This window comes from Gardnerella bivia (genome assembly GCF_049262715.1).
GTDB classification, from domain to species: domain Bacteria; phylum Actinomycetota; class Actinomycetes; order Actinomycetales; family Bifidobacteriaceae; genus Bifidobacterium; species Bifidobacterium vaginale_A.
Genome location: NZ_CP058399.1, coordinates 687,976 through 710,993, shown reverse-complemented (window position 1 = coordinate 710,993; position 23,018 = coordinate 687,976). Strand labels below are relative to the sequence as shown.

The following is a 23,018-nucleotide window of genomic DNA, read 5'->3' as shown; positions in this document are numbered from 1 at the left end:
TAATCCCATGAGTCACAGACTACAACCCCAAAACAAGGGGGGTGGCAATCCGGGAACCCAAAAACATGCCTAAACCACTCACATAAAAACATCAACTATTGTTTTCCACACCAGTAACCACACTCAAACCGAGCGTGCACAAAAACTCCGTAGAAAGGAGGTGATCCAGCCGCACCTTCCGGTACGGCTACCTTGTTACGACTTAGTCCCAATCACGAGCCTCACCTTAGACGGCTCCCTCCAAAAAGGTCAGGCCACCGGCTTCGGGTGCTGCCCACTTTCATGACTTGACGGGCGGTGTGTACAAGGCCCGGGAACGCATTCACCGCGACGTTGCTGATTCGCGATTACTAGCGACTCCGCCTTCACGTAGTCGAGTTGCAGACTACGATCCGAACTGAGACCGGTTTTAAGGGATTAGCTCCATGTCACCATGTCGCACCCCGTTGTACCGGCCATTGTAGCATGCGTGAAGCCCTGGACGTAAGGGGCATGATGATCTGACGTCATCCCCACCTTCCTCCGAGTTAACCCCGGCGGTCCCCCGTGAGTTCCCGGCATAACCCGCTGGCAACACAGGGCGAGGGTTGCGCTCGTTGCGGGACTTAACCCAACATCTCACGACACGAGCTGACGACGACCATGCACCACCTGTGAACCTGCCCCGAAAGGAAACCACATCTCTGCAGTCATCAGGCACATGTCAAGCCCAGGTAAGGTTCTTCGCGTTGCATCGAATTAATCCGCATGCTCCGCCGCTTGTGCGGGCCCCCGTCAATTTCTTTGAGTTTTAGCCTTGCGGCCGTACTCCCCAGGCGGGACGCTTAACGCGTTAGCTCCGACACGGAACCCGTGGAATGGGCCCCACATCCAGCGTCCACCGTTTACGGCGTGGACTACCAGGGTATCTAATCCTGTTCGCTCCCCACGCTTTCGCTTCTCAGCGTCAGTAACAGCCCAGAAACCTGCCTTCGCCATTGGTGTTCTTCCCGATATCTACACATTCCACCGTTACACCGAGAATTCCAGTTTCCCCTACTGCACTCTAGCCCGCCCGTACCCGGCGCAGACCCACCGTTAAGCGATGGGCTTTCACACCAGACGCGACGAACCGCCTACAAGCTCTTTACGCCCAATAAATCCGGATAACGCTTGCGCCCTACGTATTACCGCGGCTGCTGGCACGTAGTTAGCCGGCGCTTATTCGAAAGGTACACTCACCCGAAGGCTTGCTCCCAATCAAAAGCGGTTTACAACCCGAAGGCCTTCATCCCGCACGCGGCGTCGCTGCGTCAGGGTTTCCCCCATTGCGCAATATTCCCCACTGCTGCCTCCCGTAGGAGTCTGGGCCGTATCTCAGTCCCAATGTGGCCGTCCGCCCTCTCAGGCCGGCTACCCGTCGAAGCCTAGGTGGGCCATTACCCCGCCTACAAGCTGATAGGACGCGACCCCATCCCATGCCGCTAAACACTTTCCCAACAAAACATGCGTCAAGTTGGAGCATCCAGCATTACCACCCGTTTCCAGGAGCTATTCTGGAGCATAGGGTAGGTTGGTCACGCATTACTCACCCGTTCGCCACTCTCACCAACCAGCAAGCTGGTCAGATCCCGTTCGACTTGCATGTGTTAAGCACGCCGCCAGCGTTCATCCTGAGCCAGAATCGAACCCTCCACGAAAAAAATTTCAATGAAAAGCCAAACTAGGCTCCAAAAAATAAAGAAAAAGACGAGACATTCTTTAAGGAAAAAACATCCCACAAAAACCTCACCACCATTTAACCATCTCTCAGGCACCCCACAAACTGTGAGGCTGACAATGAACTGGCAATAATTAACTAAATAAGTAGTACAGACACGCTTTTGAGTTCTCAAACCACCACCACACCAGCCGGCTCATCAACCCCAACCGAGGAGAACCAGCCGCGCTGAGCAGCAAAAGATAAACTTACACCAACACACGCTAAAACGCAAACCCAAAAAACAAAACAACCCCAAAACCACTGAAAACAAGCCAAAACACCGGCGTGTCGAAAAACACCAACCCAACCCCACAAACAAGCAAAAACAAGAAACAAGACAAATAAACAAACAAATAAACAGTAAAAAAAAAACTAATAAACAATAAAAAAACAAAATAAAGAAATAAAGAAAACTCAAGAAACAAAAACAAACAGACAAAAACTTAAACAACAAAAAGAAATAAATAAACAGACAGACAAATAAATAAATAAATAAAAACTATCTAATCAACTCTAAGCCCAAAGAACTCTGCTAAAGCATAAACATCTGGCTCGCCATATTTTTCTACTAAACTCATCCAACGCAATGAGTTATCATTACCAAAACGAGCTGCCTTACGTCGATACGATTCAACTGTCAAAAATCGCGGCGGAACTGACTTACTATTGTATTTATCTGCAACCATAACAATTTCTTGCTCAACTGTGCGAGGCATATAGTCATCAACAGGCAAAGGTAAATTCTGTGATTTAACTTGTTCTCTAGAAAGCCCAACGCCAGTATGATTGCGCGCAAATTGTGCAATATCTTCACTAACTGAATTCTTTAGCAAATAATTGTATCCCAATAATCCATGAGTAATATAACGCGGACCGTCAAATCTTAAAGTTCCAGAAGTTCCATCTTCCTTCAATAATTTATAAGTTCCAATATCATGCAATAAAGCACCAATACAGACTGCATATTCATCAACGTAGCAACTAGGCGCATATCCGCCAACAAAATTCGGCAAAGTCTTATTACCAATAAGCGAAATCATCCCACTTCTTGCCATAAGCGCGCGATCAGCATAGGATTTCGGCATAAAGGATAAGTACTCAAGATTAGAATCACAATAACTCAAATTGCTATCGCGTGGCTTATCATTACACAATTTCTCGCATAACAACTTATTCTGATTCATCGCAATTTGCCAAGCAATAGTAGCAATAACAACACAATGACCATGAATTAAATCGTATGCAGATTTAGACGGAGCAATCTCACAGTGCAATCGCTCAACTTCAGAAAAATCAGGAATATCCGACAATATCACTCCAGAACCATCAACATTCCCAGAAATTTCAGAATTAAAAAGCATATTTATTGCCTAGCTTTAGAAACATTATTAGACGACTTGTCGTTAGATGACTTGTCATTAGATGACTTACCATCTTGATGCGGATCAAGAATATCAACAGAATCAATAGTTCCATTAACAGCAGCAATATCTCGAGCATTCATAATAGCTGTTTGCTCAGCGTCACTTGGACGATTGCTTTGCAAATCAGAAACTATTTCAGCTGCAGAAGCACCTTGCAAAGACTGCACTGCTCTAGAAGAATCGTCTTCACGATTCAAACGCGGAGGCCTACGAGTAGAAACAAACAAAGGCTGAACTTCTACAATAGGATTGTAAGGCGCTAAACCAAACCACTTAACAGGAGTTCCAGCAATATGCCTAATCGCATACTTCATCTTCAAAGACAAAGCTCCACGAACTGAAACATTAGATTCAGGCATTAAAGCTTTATGCAAAAGTACATAACGAATTGGTCCAATATCTGGATCAGCATCAACCTTAGGATACACAGATTTCTGCCGAGGTAACTCTCCAGTGTGAGAAAGATCGTGCATAATTTGATGCAAATAAGCAGGAATTGAAGGCGAAACTTTAAAACCAAGCTTTATTTTTACTCGGAACAAATAATCAGTTCCAAAATTCTCAACACAATACTCGCGTGTGAACGGAGCATCATCAGTTTCAACAGACACAGCCCACCAAGCTCTAGCACGCTTAGGATGATCAGCAAAAATCGAGAAGAAAATACCAGTATCTAACCGCTTCATCTCTCGATCAGAAGTTAAATATACGATATTATCGGCAAAATAAGGGATACGGAAATCGCTATGCAACTTATCTAAAACAGGTAAGAAATCTTTAGGCTTCATATGCAAGCGCTGTGAACGTTCAATCTTAGTGCCATCTTTCCAAGTGAGCATAATAATCAAAATCGATGCTCCAAGAAGCATAGTAAACCAGCCACCATGCATGAACTTAGCCAAAGACGCCACGAAGAACATAAGCTCAATAACTAAGAATCCGATTGCAAACACAAGTGCTCCAACGCGTTTCTTCTGATACCACATATGCGCAGTAAGAAGAATTGTTGTTGCAATCATTGTCATAGTCAAAGCCAGACCATAAGCACCAGAAATATGCTCTGAATCGCGGAATACTGCTAACACAGTCAAAGTTGAAATACACAAAACAACATTCACAACTGGAATATAAAGCTGGCCTCGAGTACGAGCAGGATATTGAACTTGCAAATGAGGCATCCAATTCAAACTTGTTGCTTCAGAAACCATAGTAAAAGCACCAGTAATCAAAGCTTGAGATGCAATGATGCCAGCTGTAACAGAAAGAACAACAGCAACATATCGCAAATTTGGACCAAGCATTTGGAAGAACGGATTCAAACCTTCAGTAGACCATAACGACTTATCGCTTTGATGCTTCAACATCCACGAACCTTGACCGAAGTAATTAAGTATAAGCGCTACTTTAATAAACGGCCAAGTAACATAAACATTTCCTCTACCAACATGACCCATATCTGAATACAAAGCTTCAGCACCAGTAGTCGAAAGGAAGATAGTACCCATAACAGCCAAGCCAGCAATATTATGAGAGCTAAATAAGAACTTAATACCATAAACAGGATTAAGAGCTTCAAAAATAGCAAAATCAGTTCCGATATTCATTATTCCAACAAGCGCAAGGAAGGCAAACCAAATCATAACTACGATTCCAAATACTTTGCCAATCCTCTCTGTACCACGTTGCTGAACAGAGAATAAAATCACGATTATAACAATCGTAATCATCAAAGCTAAATTGCTATTTTCTAAGAAAATCGGCTTAAACGCATCAATAGTGCGAAGACCTTCAACTGCAGAAGATATTGAAACTGCAGGAGTTAAAACAGAATCAGCTAAAAATGCTGCTCCACCAATCATTGCAGGAATAGCAAGCCAAGCTCCGCGCTTACGCATCAATGAATACAAAGCAAAGATGCCGCCCTCACCCTTGTTATCTGTGCGCATTGCAACAAAGACATATTTGACTGTAGTAATCAAAGATATTGACCAAAACACCAAAGAAAGCATTCCAAAAATAGCTTCACGATTGATATTTTGCAATCCGCCTTGACCAGCTAAAAATGTTTGAGCAGTATACAAAGGCGAAGTACCAATATCTCCATAAACCACTCCAAGAGCAACAATAGCCATTGAAAGAGTGAATTTATCTGAACTTGTCTGAATCTTAGCCCACAAACGTCCAAGCGGACCACGAACAGCGGAATCAGCAAGCTTTTCTGCTTCTTTAACTTCTTGAGCTTGCTGTTGAGCTATTACTTCGCGCTCTTCGCGAGTAGTCGTTTTTTGCGAAACTTTCGGCGCTTTAGTAAATGATGCAGCGCGCAAAATCGCAGATTTTGAGCTTTTTGTAGAATCTTTCGCACCGTTGCGAGGATCCTTTGCACCTTCTTTCGTTGGCACACTAATGCGTGACTTCGTCATGCCAGATTCCTCCATAGCTAAGACGTATTTCCACATATGCGGAAGATAATAACAGCCTTATTCAATCTACAGTTTTATTTAACTCGTACTTGGATATTGTATACAATAATAGATATATAGTGCAAAAAATATTCAAAAATCGTTGAAAAATAAGGATTCTTGAAAGTTGTTTTACACTTAAAATCCGTAAATTTTCTCTGTATTTTCTCGTGTTACTTTAGCAGCTTTTGAAAGACTAATATCGAGTACTTGGGAAAGCGTTTCCAAAGTATATGGAACCATATAAGGAGCATTAGGTCGTCCACGGTAAGGCATCGGAGTCAGATACGGCGCATCTGTTTCAACAGTAATATGATTTAGACCAATAATACGAGCAGATTCACGCAAATCTTCATTACCTTTATACCCAATAGTTCCAGAAAAACTAGCAAACCAGCCATTTTCACGAAGAATAGCCGCAATGCAAGCATCACCTGAATAACTATGAAATACAGTCATTTCTGGAGCGCCATCTTTTAATAAAATTTCTATAACATCACTATGAGCTTCACGATCGTGAATTTGCAATGGCATATTAAGCTCTTTAGCAAGTGATATGTGATCTCGAAAAGCCTCACGTTGAGCAAACCTAGATGGTTCGCCTGTACGAAAATAATCTAAGCCTGTTTCACCAATAGCAACTATTTCTTCCGGATTTGAGATTATAAGCGAGCGCAAATGCTGCATTGCTTCATCGAAAGGTATGTCATGATATGGCTTATAAACTACAGGCAATCCGTCTGGACCAGTTGTACCTCTATGACCGTGCAACACTGCTTCATTTGGATGTATTGCAATTGCAGCACGAACACAATCCGAGTGTGATTTAGCAAATGAGATAGTTGGCTCCCAATCTGGGTACTCGCAGCCAACTTCTAACATATGCGAAACTCCTGATGCTTTTGCTTTAACAACTAAATCATCTGCAGTTGGCTGATATATTAAATCACGACCTTTTTGGGCTAATTGCAGATTTAATTCGTGCACAAAATTTACTACACTTAACATATGAGTGTGATCGTCTGCTATTGACACTCCGCTTTTAATTAGATTTAACCATGAATCAGATTGCGATACTGCAGATTGCGAAACTGCAGATTGCGATAATTTCAAATCTTTATTTGAGAGTTCGTCTTCATTAAGCGATGCCAATGCAGGCGCCCAATTATGTTCACGATGATGTTTACTCATATTTTCAAGTGTACTCGCGCAATAAAAATTCTATTTTGTAACGAAAAACGCCGCAAAATTTAAGATAAATATAGACTAGCTAAATCACAAACAAAATCTCAAACAACCTCACGCAATCACAAACAAAATCACGCAACCTCAAACAATTGCTTTACGAATCGCATCATATTGTGATTTAACAAGACGATAATAAGATCCCTTTTCTGCCATAAGCGCTTCATGAGAACCTCGCTCAACAATTTCCCCATGATCTACTACACAAATCAAATCAGAATTTTCAATAGTAGAAAGCCTATGAGCAATTACAAAAGAAGTACGATTTTTAAGTAGCTGAGCTAATCCTGCTTGCAAAGCTTCTTCTGTACGAGTATCAATATTACTTGTTGCTTCATCGAGAATTAAAATGCGCGGATCTGCCAAAAGTACGCGCGCAAATGAAATGAGCTGTCTTTGACCTGCAGAAAGAGTAGCTCCACGCTCCTCAATTTCAGTATCATAACCATCTGGTAAATCTTCAATAAACTCATGTGCATGAACTGCGCGCGCTGCAGCCTCAATTTCTTCATCACTCGCGTCAAGCTTTCCATAACGAATGTTTTCACGAACTGTTCCACTAAAAATAAAACTGTCTTGAAGCATAACACCCATCTGCTTACGTAAAGACGCTAAAGTTACTGAACGCACGTCATATCCGTCAATAGTGATTGAGCCTTCGCAAACATCGTAGAATCTTGAAAGAAGACTTACAATCGTAGTTTTTCCAGCACCAGTAGGACCTACCAAAGCAACAGTAGTTCCTGGTTTAACATGCAAATCAACAAGATTCAAAATCAGTCTTCCGTCATCCTCATAACGGAATACAACATCATTTATATCTACTTTACCTTCAATTTTAGGCAAGTCGATAGCGTCAGGACTATCTACAATCTTTGGCTTAATTCTCAAAGTTTCAAAAATTCGCTCCAAATATACAGAACATGTTACAAGTTGAGTATAAAAATTACCAATATTCACTACAGGTTCCCAGAAAGTAGTTGAATACCAAATAAAAGCTATAAGCGTACCAGTGCTCACATTCATTGAGAACACATTCGTTACACCAACATAGTAGAGCAAAGATATTGCAGAAGTTTCAATGATTAACGCTCCAGGCCAAAGCAATAATTGAAATCTAACATTCTTCATCCATGCTTTTCTTACTTCAGACTGCTGACCTTGGAAAATACCATACGCTTCAGCTTCTCGAGCAAAAGTTTGAGTTGTTTTTACACCTGCAATTGACTCATGCAAATACGCGTTAAGATTACTTTGCTTATTTGATAATTTTTTAGACGCTTTTTGCTGCAAAATTTGCAAAGTACGAGTCCAAATTATAAATATTGGAAACAGAACCAAGCTCCACAACGCCATTCGCCAATCTATTACAAACATTGTAATCAACGTAATAATAAGCACGAAAACATCGGAAAACACGTTAATAAGTCCCGAAGAAAGAGTGTCCGACAACGTGTTTATATAATTTACAATGCGAATCAAAATTTTTCCGTGAGGACGAGAATCAAAATAATCAAAAGATAATGATTGCACATGCGTAAAAATATCTCTTCGCATATCTTTAATTATCAACTGACCTATTTTTGTAATAGCTAAAGTTCTGTATGCCAAACCTAACTCGTATAAAATAATAAAAGTTAGAAAAACTGCAATGATTACATATAGATACGTTAAACTTTTTTGTGGCAAAACCACATCTATCAATATTTTTGTAATCATAGGCATAGCTGTCATAATTATGCTGCCGCTAATAACTACCATAATTACTAATAGAAGCTTTATAGAATATGGCTTCACGTATTTTCTAATACGCATAAGCTCATGAATATTTATACGTTCTTCTTGACTTTCATCTTCGCGATATGTGTTTCTTTGAGCCATATTCTATTCCGCCTTAGTAGTTTCAAATCCTGCAGACTTACCAGTTTGCAATCCCAACTGCTTTCTGTAAATCTCCCAATACCTTCCATGCTTAGCAACAAGATCACTGTGCGTTCCGCGCTCCACAATTTCGCCATGATCTAATACAACAATCATGTCTGCATCTTTAACAGATGAAATTCTATGTGCGATTGTAATTACAGTGCGCGTGCCATCAAGTTTCTTTAACTCCTGCTGAATATGCTCTTCTGTTTCCATGTCTACAGCGGAAGTTGTGTCGTCCATAATCAAAATTGCAGGATTGTTCGCCAATGCCCTAGCCAAGCTTAAACGTTGCTTTTGCCCTCCAGAAAGACCAACTCCACGCTCTCCTACTACAGTTTCATAGCCATCTGGCATATTTGCAATAAAATCGTCAGCAGCAGCAATACGAGCCATTCGGCGAATAGTATCATCTAATTCTTTGCAATTTTCTTTGTTTTTAGCCAAACCAAAACTAATATTTCCGGCAATTGTATCTGAAAATAGGAAAGTTTCTTGCGCAACTATACTAACTTCACTACGAACAGTTTCTAGCGGCAACAAGCGCACATCTTTCCCGTCAATTAGAACGCGTCCGCGCGTCGGATCATAAAATCTTGAAATAAGATTTACAAGAGTTGATTTTCCAGATCCAGTTTCGCCAAGAATACCAAGCTTACTTCCAGCAGGAATTCTTAAATCAATGTCTTTCAAAATAGGAGAATCTTCATCGTCTGGGAACGCAAAATCAACATGCTCAAAAGTGATTTCACCTTTAACTTTAACGTCTTTATCCGCTTCTTTTGAAATATCAATATGCGATTCTTGCGTAAGAAGCTTGCGAATATTCACACATCCTGCGTTAAATCGCTGCCAATCGTTAATAAGCCAGCCAGACATTCTAATAGGCATATTAAGCATCCAAAGGAAACTGTTAAAAGTAACAAATACGCCTAAAGTCATGCTCCCGTTCAAAACAAGCAATCCGCCAAAACCAACTGTTATAAGATCAAGCACAAATCCCATGCTGTCAATCCACGGCATATATTTTTGAGTATTCTTTGCAAGCGTAATATTGCGATTAAAGTAGTCTTCGTTGCATTCATCGAATTTTTTAGTTTCGTAAGTCTCACGCACGAAAGCTTTTACGATACGATTCCCTTCAATATTTTCTTCAACCATAGAATTCATACGAGCAAAAGATTCACGAATCGCAAGGAATTTTGGCCTAGCATTTTTACCTAGAGTTCGTGTAAGCCAAAACAGCAATGGAGTAATAGCCATTAACGCTAATGCAAGTTGCCACTGAATTATCGTCATTATAATTAACGCGAATATAAACATTACAACGCAATCTAACGCCATATATGAAACCCAGCTGAGCAAGTGACGAATCGCATCCGTATCAGACGTCATTCTGCTCATAATATCGCCGGTACGCGTGTGATTGAAGTATGTAAAATCAAGCGAATGAAGTTTCTCATATTCGTCACTCACAAGGCGATACACTGCATTTTGACCAAATTTCTCCATCAAAAGCTGATAAATATACCTTGAGAATACACGAATAATCATCATCGCTATCATCAATGTGCATACGCCAATAAGCAGATTATGCTTCTTTCCAATAATGATTTTGTCTACAATAAAGCCAGAAAGTAACGGCATTGTCATTGCCATTGTGTCGTTAATAATAAACAGAAAAATCGAAATCCAAACTTTCCACATATCTGGTTTGCAATATTGCAATATCCAGCGCACATTGCTCGCATCTTTGCGTTTATTTGGGTTTACATACATGCGCTAGATTCTCCTTTAATTTGATTTTAATTTAATTCGATTTTGCTTTAATTCGATTTTAATTTCAATCTTGCTTTATTTTCTATTTTTATTTAGATCTTTATTTAATTTAGTATTTGTATTTGTATTTGTAATTTTGCTTAGATTTGTAAGTTTTGAAGCAACTGTTTTCAATCTAAAGATTTTTAAACTTTCATAGAAGCGATTTTTAAGCAACTGTTTCACAAAAAGTTTCAAATTCGCAAAAGATTAAAAATTATTTAATTATTAAGTGTTGTAACTAAACAAGGATAAAAGCATGTGGTGCATAGCTCAAAGCCACACACCACATGCTGTAAGTTAAGCAATTAGCTTAAGTAAATTCTTACAAGTTATTGTAATAAATTTACTCACTTCTGCCAGCCCATATCCTCTGGGTAGGTGGTTGCATAACCAGCAGGACCATTGTTAGCAAAGCCCTTCTTGAACACCTGATAGATAGGAGGAGCGGAAACTGGAAGAGTGCCATACAGTGCAAGAGCTTCAGATTCTGCCTTGTTAGCGTACTCAGTCTGTTCCTTATAATCGTAAGTCTTGCCGACCTTATCGAGCATGGCATCAATATCCTTGTTGCCAACAAGACCCAAGTTAGAATCGCTATCAGACTTGTAAACCTGGCTAGCTGCAGACAAGAAGCTCAATGGAGATGTGGACTGCCATGCCAATGGAAGTACCTGGTAATCGTGAGCAGCAACAACCTTAGAGAACTTAGCAACAGCCTGGTTCACAGTCTTGCACTTGATTCCAGCCTTCTTCATCATAGCTTGGAAAGCGTTAGCAAGAGCTGCCTGAGTAGAGTCATCACCGAAGAAGGTGAAGGAAATCTCGAGTGGCTTACCATCCTTAGCGTAGTAGCCATCAGAGCCCATCTTGTAACCAGCAGCTTCAAGAGTCTTCTTTGCATTAGCAACGTTGTACTTGCCTTCAGCTGGGAGATTATTCTTGTATCCTGCCTGGAACATGGAAAGGAGCTCAGAACCTGGCTGTTCGCTCTTCCAGTTCATGCCCTGGAACTGAATCTTGTTGTAAGTAGCAACATCGAAAGCCTGAACAACAGCCTTACGGACTGCAAGATCATTCAATGGCTTGGACTGAGAATTGAAGTTCAAAACGCGAACCTTAGTGCTATATCCATAACGGAGCTGAGCGCCCTTAACGCTACGAGCAGCCTTAATAGAATCCTTAGAGGAGATAGAATCGGTTACAGCATCGATTTCGCCATTCTGGAAAGCGTTCAAAGCAGCAGTATCTTCCATACGCTTTACAACGATCTTATCGAGCTTAGCCTTCTTGCCCCACCACTTTGGATTGCGTGTGAAGACAACCTGGTTATCAGTTGCAGACTCAATCTGGAATGGACCTGCACCCCACTCATTGTGAGGCTTATTAACCCAACCCTGGTTGAAGGTCTGAACGTCACCAGCCTTTGGATGAACTAATGGAGCGAAAAGCATTTCCCAAGTAGCGCATGGCTTGTTGTACTTAACGATTACTTGCTTAGGGCTGGAGCCTTGCTCAACAGACTCGATGCAATCATAACCTTCGGTGCTAGGAACAGAATAATCCTTGTTCTTTCCGTTCAAAGCTTGCCAAGTCGCCTTAAAAGCAGTGTAGTCGATATCTGTGCCATCGTTCCACTTAGCCTTTGGGTTCAAGTTGTACTGAACGACGAGTGGATTATCGCTAACTTTCTTGACGGAAGTGACGTAGTCAGGGTTGTACTTGATCTTCTCACCCTTGACGGTGTCGTAAGCCACAAGATTTGGCTGGTAGAAGCTCCACAAAGTAGCCATGTAACCAGAATTACCATCGTTAGAAGCGTAATTCCAGTTTGGACCGAGAACAGGAAGAGCAACGGTGTAAGTACCGCCATCCTTGATGTTATCGCGAGTCTGTGGATTGTCGTAACGCTTGTTGACATCTGGCATTGGAAGTTCGCCAGTATAAGAAGTGTCAACACCGGCAGCTGGCTCTTCAGTCAAAGACTTATTGCCACTGTTAGCAGTATCAGCACCACAGGCACCAAGCAACATGGTGAGCGAAAGAGCTGCAGCTGCAAATACAGTCAATTTACCTGCATTCGTATTTTTCATGATTCCTCTCATTCCCCGGATGATGTCCTCTTTTCCGGTATGTGGATAGAGTATATCCAATCATGTGACATTTGGGTTACAATTTTCTCAAATACTTCCGCAGATAACGTTTGCTAAACAAATCTTCATTAAATAAAATGGTAATTCATTCAAATAAAAGTGAAAACTAAAAATTTTTTAGTTAATTTTTATTAAAAAACAAAATATTTTACTTTACGTTAGTTTATCTAATGTTTACAAAAAAATAGACGTGCATAACAGTTTTATAAATAAAAAATGTTGTACTAGCATTAAGCAATTTTAGAAAAAATTATGGGGCGATTCCTAAATTCTAAGGAATACGCCCCAAGTAAAAGTAAGTTCAAAAATCTTTTTAAGACTTTTAGAAATCACTTAATATTATCAAACGAATCATCTTCGGAAAGAATAATACGCTTACGATTCTTCTCAATAGTAGGATCTGGAATAGGAACAGCGCTAATCAAAGCCTTAGTGTAAGGATGCTGAGGATTGTCAAAGACTTCATCAGTTTCTCCAGCTTCCACAATTCGTCCGTGATACATAACTGCAATTCGACTAGAAATATGACGAACCACTGCCATATTATGCGCCACAAACAAATATGCAACACCGAGCTTATCTTGCAAATCTTCAAGCAAATTGATAATTCCAGCCTGAATAGAAACATCCAAAGCAGATACAGGCTCATCAAGAAGTAAAAGCTTAGGATTTACAGCTAAAGCACGCGCAATAGCAATACGCTGACGCTGACCACCAGAGAACTGAGTTGGGAATCGATCAACTTGATCTGGATTCAACTCAACCAATTGCATAAGCTCAGCAATTCGCACGCGAATGTCTTCCTTAGACTTATGCTGCACACGCAAAGGCTCAGCTAAAATATCGTAAACCAACATACGCGGATCAAGCGAGCTCATTGGATCTTGGAAGACGTATTGCATATTCGCACGCAATTTCATGCGATCCAAATTGGTTAAACTTCTATCTAATTTCTTACCAAAAACAGTAATAGAACCAGACTCAGGCTGTTTCAAGCCCATAATCTCCATCAACGTTGTAGATTTACCAGAGCCAGATTCACCAACTAAAGCTACGGTTTCACCTTCACGAACTTCTAAGCTCACGCCATCAACAGCACGAACTTCGCCAATCTTACGGCGTAAGAAACCACCGCCTGTAATCGGGAAAGTCTTAACCAAATTTTTAACTTCCAAGACAATCCTACGATTTTCACGAGGGATGCCTTCAAACATAGGCTTGATTGGTTTTTCAGTTTCAGAATGGATTAACGAACGAACAGTTTCACTTTCTGCTTCAAGTCCAATCATGCTATCAGGATTTCCATTATTTTCTTCAGCCATCAACATATCCATAGTTGGCTTAGAAATAGGAGTTAAACGATGCTGACGCTTCTGATCTACACGTGGAACAGCACCAAGCAAACCAATCGTATACGGTTGCGTTGGATGAGCGAAAATTTCTTCTACGCTGTTATGCTCAACCAAATGTCCTGAATACATAACTATAACTTCGTCAGCAATACCAGCTATAACACCCAAATCATGAGTGATGAAAATCATTGCTGCGCCAGTTTCACGCTGAGCTTTCTTCAAAACTTCCAAAACTTGAGCTTGAATAGTAACATCCAAAGCAGTTGTTGGTTCGTCTGCAATAATTATGTCTGGATTATTAGCAATTGCCATAGCGATCATCACACGCTGACGCATACCACCAGAGAACTCATGAGGAAAAGCTTTCAACCGTTCGCTAGGCTTGCTGATGCCTACCAAATTAAGTAGTTCAATAGAACGACGACGAATCTGTTCCTCAGTCATCTTTGGATTATGAATTATCAAAGCTTCTTTAAGCTGATCTCCGATAGAGAAAACAGGCGTCAAAGCTGAAAGAGGATCCTGGAAAACCATGGCTATGTTCTTGCCACGAATCTTACTCATATCAGCATCTGACTTAGTTAAAAGCTCTTCACCCATATATTTTACTGAGCCTTTAACGCTAGCATTTTTATCTAGCAAACCCATAACAGCCAAAGAAGTAACAGATTTACCAGAGCCAGATTCGCCAACAATACCAATTGTTTTCCCGCGATACAAATCAAAATTCATATCTCGAACTGCGTGAACAGTTCCAGCTTCAGAAGCAAAGCTAACGGATAAGTTTCGAACAGAAAGCAAAGGTTCTCCAGCAGAATCTCCTGCAAAATTGCCAGAATCTACTGGATTCACTTGAGCCATTTGATTTATATTATTCGTTTCGCTCATTTCGCCATTCCCCACATTCATAGTCATGTTTATTACTCCAAACGCTCGTTACTCAGCTTTACCAACTGACTTGGAATATGGATCAATTGCATCGCGCAAGCCGTCACCAATAAGCTGAACAGAGAAAGTGAGCAAAACAAGCACAGCTGATGGAACTAATAAGACCCATGGAGAAGTCTGAACAACACTTTGACCTGCGTTAAGTAAAGTACCAAGAGAAGTATCTGGAGCTTTAATACCAAGGCCTAAGAAGCTCAAAGCAGTTTCACCGTTAATTGCACCAATAACGCCAAGAACTGTGTTAATAATCAACACAGAACCAAGATTTGGAACTAAATGGCGCACAATAATAACAAACGAAGAAACACCAGCAAACTTAGCTGCACGAACATATTCACGCTCACGTAAGCTCAATGTAAGTGTACGAAGAGTACGAGCGTAACCAATCCAACCAAACGCTGTTAAACCAAATGCAAGCCAAAGCCAATCGCTGCCGCCAGTAGATGCGCTGATTATTAACGCGATAAGCAGGAATGAAGGTACGATCAGCAGCATATCAAGAATCCACATTCCGACTTGCTCAAACCAACCTTCAAAGTATGAGATAGCAGTACCAACCAAAGCAGCAATAACAGTGATTGTAATTGAGCTAACAATACCTATAGAAAGAGAACGACCTAAACCACGAACTACCATAGCGTACATGTCTGAACCGCCAGGAGTAGTTCCAAGCCAGTGATCAGCAGAAGGAGGAGTGGCAAGAGCCGTAAAATCTGGCTCATCGTACTTATACTTCGAAATCTTTGAACCAAATATTGCGAAGAGAACCAAGATAATAAGCATAACCAAACCAACAACTGCAGAAGGACGTCTAAAGAAACGACGTGTATAAAGTGTTAATTTGCCAGTACGCTTAAAATTACCCCATGCGCCAGAAGCATTCTTTTTCGAATGATTCTTCTCAGAAGAAGCTACAGGTTGTGAAGATTTATCACTATTCATGCTAATGTCACCTACACTGTCTTGCATTTAGTTCAAACGAATACGCGGATCAAGCCAAGCAGAGAAGATATCTGCCAGCAAAGCACCAGTCAATGTACATACTGCACCAAACGCAGCAATGGCAACAGAACCATTGATATCGTTTTGCAAAATTGTTTGCACAAAATAGCTACCCAAGCCGTTGATAGCAAACACAGTTTCTGTAATAACAGCACCAGTAAATACGCCAGCGATAGAGAATGCAACGTCAACAGCAGTTGGAATCAAAGATGTTCGCAATGCGTGACGGCGTATAGCCAAATTCAATGGCAAACCCTTAGCACGAGCAGTACGAACGTAATCAGCATTCATAGTATCAAGCAAATAAGTACGCTGCGTTAAATGATAACTAACCATACCTGGAATAGTCATCACAATAGTTGGCAATATCAAATGCTGCAAGAAATCAAGAATAAACATAAGTGGATTAGAACCCTGATACGAATGTAATCCAGTAACGTAGAACATACGAATTCCTGAAAGGCGATTGATGTTAATAGCAGCAAGAACAACCATCAATCCCAAAACTGCTGCAGGAACAACAAGCAAGAATGTAGCAGTAGAGTTCAAAACTCGATCTTGCCACTTATATTGTCTAATTGCTGTATATACACCAACGCTTACGCCTAAAACAATTCCAAGCACAGTAGCACCAGTAACAAGCTGAACTGATGCACCAATACGAGAAGCAATTGCTGGGCCTACTGGAGCTTGATCTGGGCTTAATCCCCAATCCCATCTAGTGAGAATGCCGTAAAGCCAACGACCATAACGTGTAAGCACTGGTGTTTGATCGTTAATATTTGCTAAGTCTAAGGAACGGTTGATTGAAGCAATCGGCGGATGCGGATGCCTAGACATGTAATTCGAACGTGGATCCATAAAAGCGCTCGCCAAAAAATACGTCATAGATACGGCGACAAACAGCATCACCACATAGTTCAGGCATCGCTTAACGATGTATCTTATCATTGTGACTCTTTTCTCCGCCTACCATTATTCCTCCATAGGCAATTACGAACTGCGGAGGTTCGTACGCCGCTTTTACAACTAAAATACCCGAAAAAGGACGCACTTAATCCGCCCTTCTGCAGAACTCGGGACTGTAATTAGTATATTTTCAGCTAACCTATGTACAACACGACATATAAGTAACGCACTATTTAGCGCATAATCTAATATATTTTCTACATAAAATTTTATATAATTTCGTTACTATAAATAGGTCAACAATCGCAATATATCAAAGGTTTTGAGCTATTTTTATTTTCTTTAATTAACAAAATAAAAATAAATTTCTCTTAAGTAAATCTTTTATTGTAATAAATATTGAAAATAATAATAAATAAAATAAATTCTGAATTTGACGATAAAAACAGAAAATTTATCGAAACAAGGGCAATAATTCAAAAATTCCTCAAGTTTGTAAATAATATGTCACAATTACGAAACATAAAGCAATAAGCCTAATGCATTCCAGTAGATACAATAGCATTTATTCTCTAATACACAATCTAATTCAAGGAGAAAAATAAGTCATATGGCAGAAAATATCAAAGCCGTGACACTGGATCATGTGCATGCTTATTCAAAACATTTTAACGACCAACGCGCTAATCGCGTAGCTGCAAACGCTTCTGTTTCTAGCGGCGTTCTTAAAGCAGCAACAAGCTATCAAGGTCAAAGAGCTCTACCAAGAACATTCTCAGTAGAGTTAAAGCAAGGAGCAATAACAGATCAACAGCACTCAGGACGTTGCTGGATGTTTGCATCTCTTAACACTTTGCGCTATGAGCTAATGCACAAGTGGAATTTAGAAGACTTCGAGTTCTCAGAAACATATCTTTTCTTCTGGGATAAGATTGAAAAAGCAAACGCGTATTTAGAAAACGTGTTATCTACTTTAGACGAGCCAGTTGATAGCAGACTCTTCCAAGTAATTAACGAAGGACCAATCGATGATGGCGGTTGGTGGCAGATGTTCGTAAACTTGGTAAACAAATACGGGCTTGTTCCAAAATCAGCATATCCAGAATCAGAAAACTCTCGTGATTCAGACGCTTTCGTACAATACGTGAACACTAAGTTGCGCGAATTTGCTTCTCAAATGCGTGAAGCTCATAAAAATGGAGCTTCATTAGAAGAATTGCGCGAAATGAAAGTACGCGATTTGGAAACTGTGTACAGAATGGTAACAATTGCATTAGGTGAACCACCAGAGCGATTTGACTTCATTGCGCGCACTAAAGAAGAAGATGACGATAAAAAAGATAGCGAAAAGAAAGACGGAACAAAAGCCGAAGAAAGCGAAAAGAAAGACGATAATAAAAAGCCTAAGACAGGCAAAGATGAACGTCCTATGATTCGCGAATATGGCATCACTCCTCTAGAATTCGCTAAAAAGTACTTACCAGTTGACGTAAACGATTTCGTCACACTAAATAACTCTCCAATGGAACGCACACCATTTAACAAGAGATATAGCATTAAATACACAACAAACGTTGCAGAAACACCAGATATGGAATTTGTAAACGTTTCATTAGATGTATTCCGTAAAGCTGCTGTAGCACAGCTTGAAGCAGGACACCCAATCTGGTTTGCATGCGATTGCACTCAATTCTCTCTTCGACATGATGGATTCTTTGATCCAGCAGTAGTTAGAGTTGATGAACTATTCGATGTAAAGTTCACTTTTGACAAAGCTAAAGGCTTAGAATACATGGATAGCCCAAGCAACCATGCAATGACTTTCACAGGCGTGAACTTAGACAAAGACGGCAATCCAGACCGCTGGAAGATTGAAAACAGCTGGGGTAAAGATGCAGGAGAAGACGGATATTACGTCGGATCTGCACAATGGTTCGATCGCTATGTAACAGAGATCATTATTGATAAGAAGTATCTTGATTCAGCAACACTTGAAGTATTGAAGCAAGAACCTATTCAAGTTGAACCATGGGAACCGCTAACAAAGCGTTGCAAGTAAAGTAATTTCATATTACTTAATTTAATTAAGCATTAAAGCGCAGATTAAATTAAAGCGCAGATTGAAAAATCAGTCTGCGCTTTTTTATATACAAAAATACGGGCTATTTCGGATTATTCCGGGTTATTTCGGGCTATTCCACAAAATACGGGTTAATCTACTAGCTATTACTAGATATTTACCCAAGATGTAGTTATTACGCAAAATAGAAAAGCGCAATTTATAATAAGAAGCCCAGCGGGAGAGAAAGCCCGCTGGGGCAGAGAGAAAGAGAGAAGAAGGTTTCAGTTATGGGATTCGACTTGCGAATCTCACTAACGGCGAACCGCTAGCACACTCAAGTATACACCATACTTCCTTAGAAAAAGTTTATTTTAAGCTAAAAATTTCCTGAAAAAAATCTAAAGATTCCTGATTAAACGCTTAACTTTTGTTATATACGTCACTTTTAGATAAATTTTTAACTAAAACTCACTTATTAGCTAAATCTTTCTGCGCTAGTGAAAGACGCTCAGCTTCTTTACGCTTGCGCTCAGCTAAAGCAGATTCAAAACGTTCAAGTTCCTCATCTACTGCTTCCTTAGGGATTTTAGCAAAGATTGGAACAGGCTTAGGCACAGGAGTGCCAACAACCAACTCTTCACTCTCCCAAGGATGCACAGTTTCACCAAGGCGATAATCACCAGTAATAATCGGATACTTAAATCCTGGCTTATCCAAATCTTCCACTTCTTCTATGCGAGGCAAAGGTGAAAACACTCCAGTTCCACCAAGAGCTTCCCAAACTTTTTGAGAAGAATGAGGAAGGAACGGAGCTAACAAATGATTCGCATCAGAAACAGCTTGAGCAGCAACATGCAAAACTGTGCCCAAACGTACATCGTCATCTTTAATCTTCCAAGGCTCAGTAGCGGAAATATATTTATTTATATCCCCAACTACGCGCATAGCTTCAGTCAAAGCATTCTTTTGATGATGACGATCGATCATACCTCCAACAATCTCGAAAGCATTAGAAGTTTGATCCAATAAAGCGCGATCCATATCTGTCATAGAATCCTCATCTAAAGGAGGAATTTCACCAAAGTTTTTATGAATCAAATTAGCTACGCGATTTACAAGATTTCCCCAGCTAGAAGCAAGCTCTTCGTTATTATGTCGGACAAACTCAGACCATGTAAAATCAGCATCCGAACTTTCAGGACCAGCAATAGAAATGTAATAGCGAACTGCATCCACAGGATAACGCGCTAAAATATCTTTAACATAAATCACGATTCCGCGCGAAGAACTAAATTTTTTACCTTCCATAGTCATAAACTCAGAAGCAACAACTTGCTCAGGCATATTAAGCGGTCCATAAGAGCCAGTTTCTCCACCTAAAGAGCCTTGACCATTATAAGCAAGCATTTCTGAAGGCCAAATTTGAGAATGGAAAGTTATATTATCTTTGCCCATGAAATAATATCCAGGAGTCTTTGGATCACACCACCAATCGCGCCAAGCATCAGGAGTCCCCTGTCTACGAGCCCATTCAATAGAAGCAGACAAATAACCAATTACAGCGTCAAACCACACATATAAACGCTTATTTGGATTATCAATCCAACCTTCAACTGGAACAGGAATACCCCAATCAATATCACGAGTAATAGCACGAGGTTTTACTTCTCTAAATAATCCTAAAGAAAAGTTAATAACATTCGTGCGCCAAGAATCGCGAGAATTAAGCCATTTCAGATTTGCTTCTGCTAAAGCTGGCAAATCAAGGAAATAATGCTCAGTTTCTTCAAAACGCGGAGTTTCACCATTTATTTTAGAAACTGGATTGATTAAATCATCTGGATCAAGCTCGTTACCACACGCATCACATTGATCTCCCCTAGCGCCATCAGCACCACATAAAGGGCAAGTTCCTTCAATATAACGATCTGGCAAAGTCCTACCAGTAGAAGGAGAGATAGCAACTTTTTGTGTACCTTTATAAATATAACCATTTTTTAAGCATTGGCGGAACATCTCTTGCACAACATGCTCATGATTTCCAGTCGTAGTACGAGTAAATAAATCGTAGCTCAACCCCAAATCGCACAAATCTTTTGTAATCACTCGATTATAACGATTCGCGAGTTCTTGCGCGCTGACTCCTTCTTTATCTGCTTCTACTAAAATAGGTGTACCGTGTTCATCCGTGCCAGACACCATCAATACATCATTGCCCTTCATGCGCTCATAGCGCGCATACACATCTGAAGGAACTCCAAAGCCAGCAACGTGGCCTATATGACGAGGACCATTAGCATATGGCCAAGCAACATTCACCAAAATATGACTCATAGCCAAATATTATCTTGTTCAGCGAGGACACATCAAAGAAATACTCGAAAATGAACAGCAAAAAATAAAGTAATAATCGTAAAAATATGAAGATTTATTTATCCACATATCCACATTTTTAAAAACTATGTAGCGGAATTTAATAAATAAGCTTAGGCTATAAAAAACCTCATTTTAGAAGATACGAATATAAAAAAAATACAAATATAAACGAGTATAAAAGACACAAATAAAATACAAAATACGTGCAAAAACACACAATAATATACAAAAAATTCGTAAAGAATTAAGACATAAGAAGACATAAGAAAACATAAGAAAACGCAAAATCAAAATCAAGCAAAACAAAACACAAGAAACACAAATACAAACACAAATTTTGAAAGGAACGAAAATGAAAGAAGCTACTAAATATACAAAAGCTCGCAATCTATTAGAATGCAATCAATTAAATACGTCACCTCGAAATACTAGGCCACACGAAACATCTCTTGCAAAAGTAATCAAAAGAAAAAACGTAAAAAATATTTCAGATTTCACAAATGATGCAATTAAAAAAGCAGAATTAACGAAATCTAACGAAATAAATCAAAATCTACCAATAATTTTAGATACTTCGCATTTACCTGGTCCTTTGTGTATGAACAGGCTAAAAAATCTTGGAATTTTTGATCAACTTGACACTCAAAGCGGCTTTCTTCGCAAAGAATCCTCAACCATAGAAGGACGAAGCAAAATAGTAAAAAAGCTACTCCCTTCTAATTCAATAGCATGCTTATACACAGCATCATGGATTTGGCTTGGAGGTCAATTCCCAGATTCTTTAGACATACTTTCAAACGGACACTATAGAAGAAGGCCATACGGTCACCCGATACACGTTTATACTCGCAAAATCATTGACAACGATTACGTAAAAATTGGAGATTTATTTGTAACAACACCTACTAGAACAATATGCGATATAGTGCTCACGAAAACTGAATCAGACTCAGAAAATACAATAAGATTTAATACAATACGTACAATTATGGAAAATTATACGATAAATATATATGATTGTGCAAAAATTTTACAAGATAACCATCATTTTCCAAGCTCAGTAGCAGCACGAGCATGGATGGAAAATATTATATACAGCATGAAAAAGAGAACTAGTAAAAAAGCTAAATAAAAATCTTAAAATATGCCAAAACACAAAGAAGAAATTAGCTTAATAAAAGAAAGAATATATAACAGCAACAAACCCAACAACAATAAACTATAGGCAAACTATGAAAAACACTTATAAAGAAAAACTCACTCCACCCAAACCGCCAATTATGCCAACTGAAGACATTGCAAGTTCGCCTGAAACTAAACCCGAAATATTGTGGTACATAGCACAAAATATTCCACACTTAAGAAAATGGATTATTGCAAACACTTCAGCGGATGCAAGACTTTTAGAATACGTATCTCAAAAAGGCGGCCCAGACGTGAAACATAGTTTCAACATACTTTTTGAAAGCTACAATTATATGCACGAAAAATTGCAAAACAAGTATACTAAAAATTCACAAATCTAAAAGCAAAAAGTCTAAGCAAATTCGCACAAATCTTAATAAACAAGAGCACAAGAGCGCGCAAACACTATCGTAATCAC

At 39.8% G+C, this 23,018-nt stretch carries 13 protein-coding genes and 1 rRNA gene; 3 read left to right on the top strand and 11 right to left on the bottom strand.

Annotated elements, in window-relative coordinates; all coding sequences use genetic code 11:
* Window positions 1-153: 153 nt before the first annotated feature.
* The 10 genes from HXT27_RS02965 to HXT27_RS02920 form a co-directional block, all read right to left on the bottom strand.
* Window positions 154-1,679: ribosomal RNA gene (locus HXT27_RS02965) — 16S ribosomal RNA — on the bottom strand.
* Between the two features lie 565 nt (window positions 1,680-2,244).
* Entirely contained in the window at window positions 2,245-3,102 is an 858-nt protein-coding gene (locus HXT27_RS02960; protein WP_422113209.1) for an HD domain-containing protein, read from the bottom strand.
* Window positions 3,103-3,104: 2 nt separating this feature from the next.
* Window positions 3,105-5,588 carry a KUP/HAK/KT family potassium transporter gene (locus tag HXT27_RS02955; RefSeq protein WP_422113208.1) on the bottom strand — a complete coding sequence of 828 codons (2,484 nt, stop codon included), beginning with the start codon at window positions 5,586-5,588 and terminating at the stop codon, window positions 3,105-3,107.
* Window positions 5,589-5,765: 177 nt separating this feature from the next.
* The gene (locus HXT27_RS02950; RefSeq protein ID WP_422113207.1) at window positions 5,766-6,818 is read right to left on the bottom strand and encodes a TatD family hydrolase; all 1,053 of its coding nucleotides are present in this window, start codon (window positions 6,816-6,818) and stop codon (window positions 5,766-5,768) included.
* 138 nt (window positions 6,819-6,956) lie between these two features.
* Window positions 6,957-8,753, bottom strand: a complete 1,797-nt coding sequence (locus HXT27_RS02945; protein ID WP_422113206.1) for an ABC transporter ATP-binding protein — start codon at window positions 8,751-8,753, stop codon at window positions 6,957-6,959.
* A gap of 3 nt (window positions 8,754-8,756) precedes the next feature.
* Window positions 8,757-10,574, bottom strand: coding sequence for an ABC transporter ATP-binding protein (locus HXT27_RS02940; RefSeq protein ID WP_075523660.1), 1,818 nt, complete (start codon window positions 10,572-10,574; stop codon window positions 8,757-8,759).
* A 389-nt stretch (window positions 10,575-10,963) separates the two neighbouring features.
* Window positions 10,964-12,706, bottom strand: a complete 1,743-nt coding sequence (locus HXT27_RS02935; RefSeq protein WP_296157382.1) for an ABC transporter family substrate-binding protein — start codon at window positions 12,704-12,706, stop codon at window positions 10,964-10,966.
* A gap of 389 nt (window positions 12,707-13,095) precedes the next feature.
* Window positions 13,096-14,979: an ABC transporter ATP-binding protein gene (locus HXT27_RS02930; RefSeq protein ID WP_103043242.1), complete on the bottom strand. Its 1,884-nt coding sequence runs from the start codon at window positions 14,977-14,979 to the stop codon at window positions 13,096-13,098.
* Window positions 14,980-15,054: 75 nt separating this feature from the next.
* Complete coding sequence (locus HXT27_RS02925; RefSeq protein WP_075523684.1) at window positions 15,055-16,008, bottom strand: ABC transporter permease; 954 nt, start codon at window positions 16,006-16,008, stop codon at window positions 15,055-15,057.
* A gap of 27 nt (window positions 16,009-16,035) precedes the next feature.
* Entirely contained in the window at window positions 16,036-17,019 is a 984-nt protein-coding gene (locus HXT27_RS02920) for an ABC transporter permease (RefSeq protein WP_082266275.1), read from the bottom strand.
* Window positions 17,020-17,587: 568 nt separating this feature from the next.
* Here HXT27_RS02920 and HXT27_RS02915 point away from each other — a divergent pair.
* Window positions 17,588-19,036 (top strand): aminopeptidase C, encoded by a 1,449-nt coding sequence (locus HXT27_RS02915; protein WP_075523658.1) that lies wholly within the window; start codon window positions 17,588-17,590, stop codon window positions 19,034-19,036.
* Window positions 19,037-19,507: 471 nt separating this feature from the next.
* Here HXT27_RS02915 and metG read toward each other — a convergent pair whose 3' ends face one another.
* Window positions 19,508-21,373, bottom strand: coding sequence for a methionine--tRNA ligase (metG, locus tag HXT27_RS02910; RefSeq protein WP_296157388.1), 1,866 nt, complete (start codon window positions 21,371-21,373; stop codon window positions 19,508-19,510).
* 394 nt (window positions 21,374-21,767) lie between these two features.
* On the opposite strand from metG, the gene HXT27_RS02905 reads away from it, so the two are divergent.
* Both HXT27_RS02905 and HXT27_RS02900 read left to right on the top strand, forming a co-directional pair.
* A complete protein-coding gene (locus HXT27_RS02905) occupies window positions 21,768-22,547 on the top strand; it encodes a hypothetical protein (protein WP_422113205.1) in 780 nt (259 codons plus the stop codon).
* Between the two features lie 100 nt (window positions 22,548-22,647).
* Window positions 22,648-22,941 (top strand): hypothetical protein, encoded by a 294-nt coding sequence (locus tag HXT27_RS02900; RefSeq protein ID WP_075523656.1) that lies wholly within the window; start codon window positions 22,648-22,650, stop codon window positions 22,939-22,941.
* Window positions 22,942-23,018: the final 77 nt, after the last annotated feature.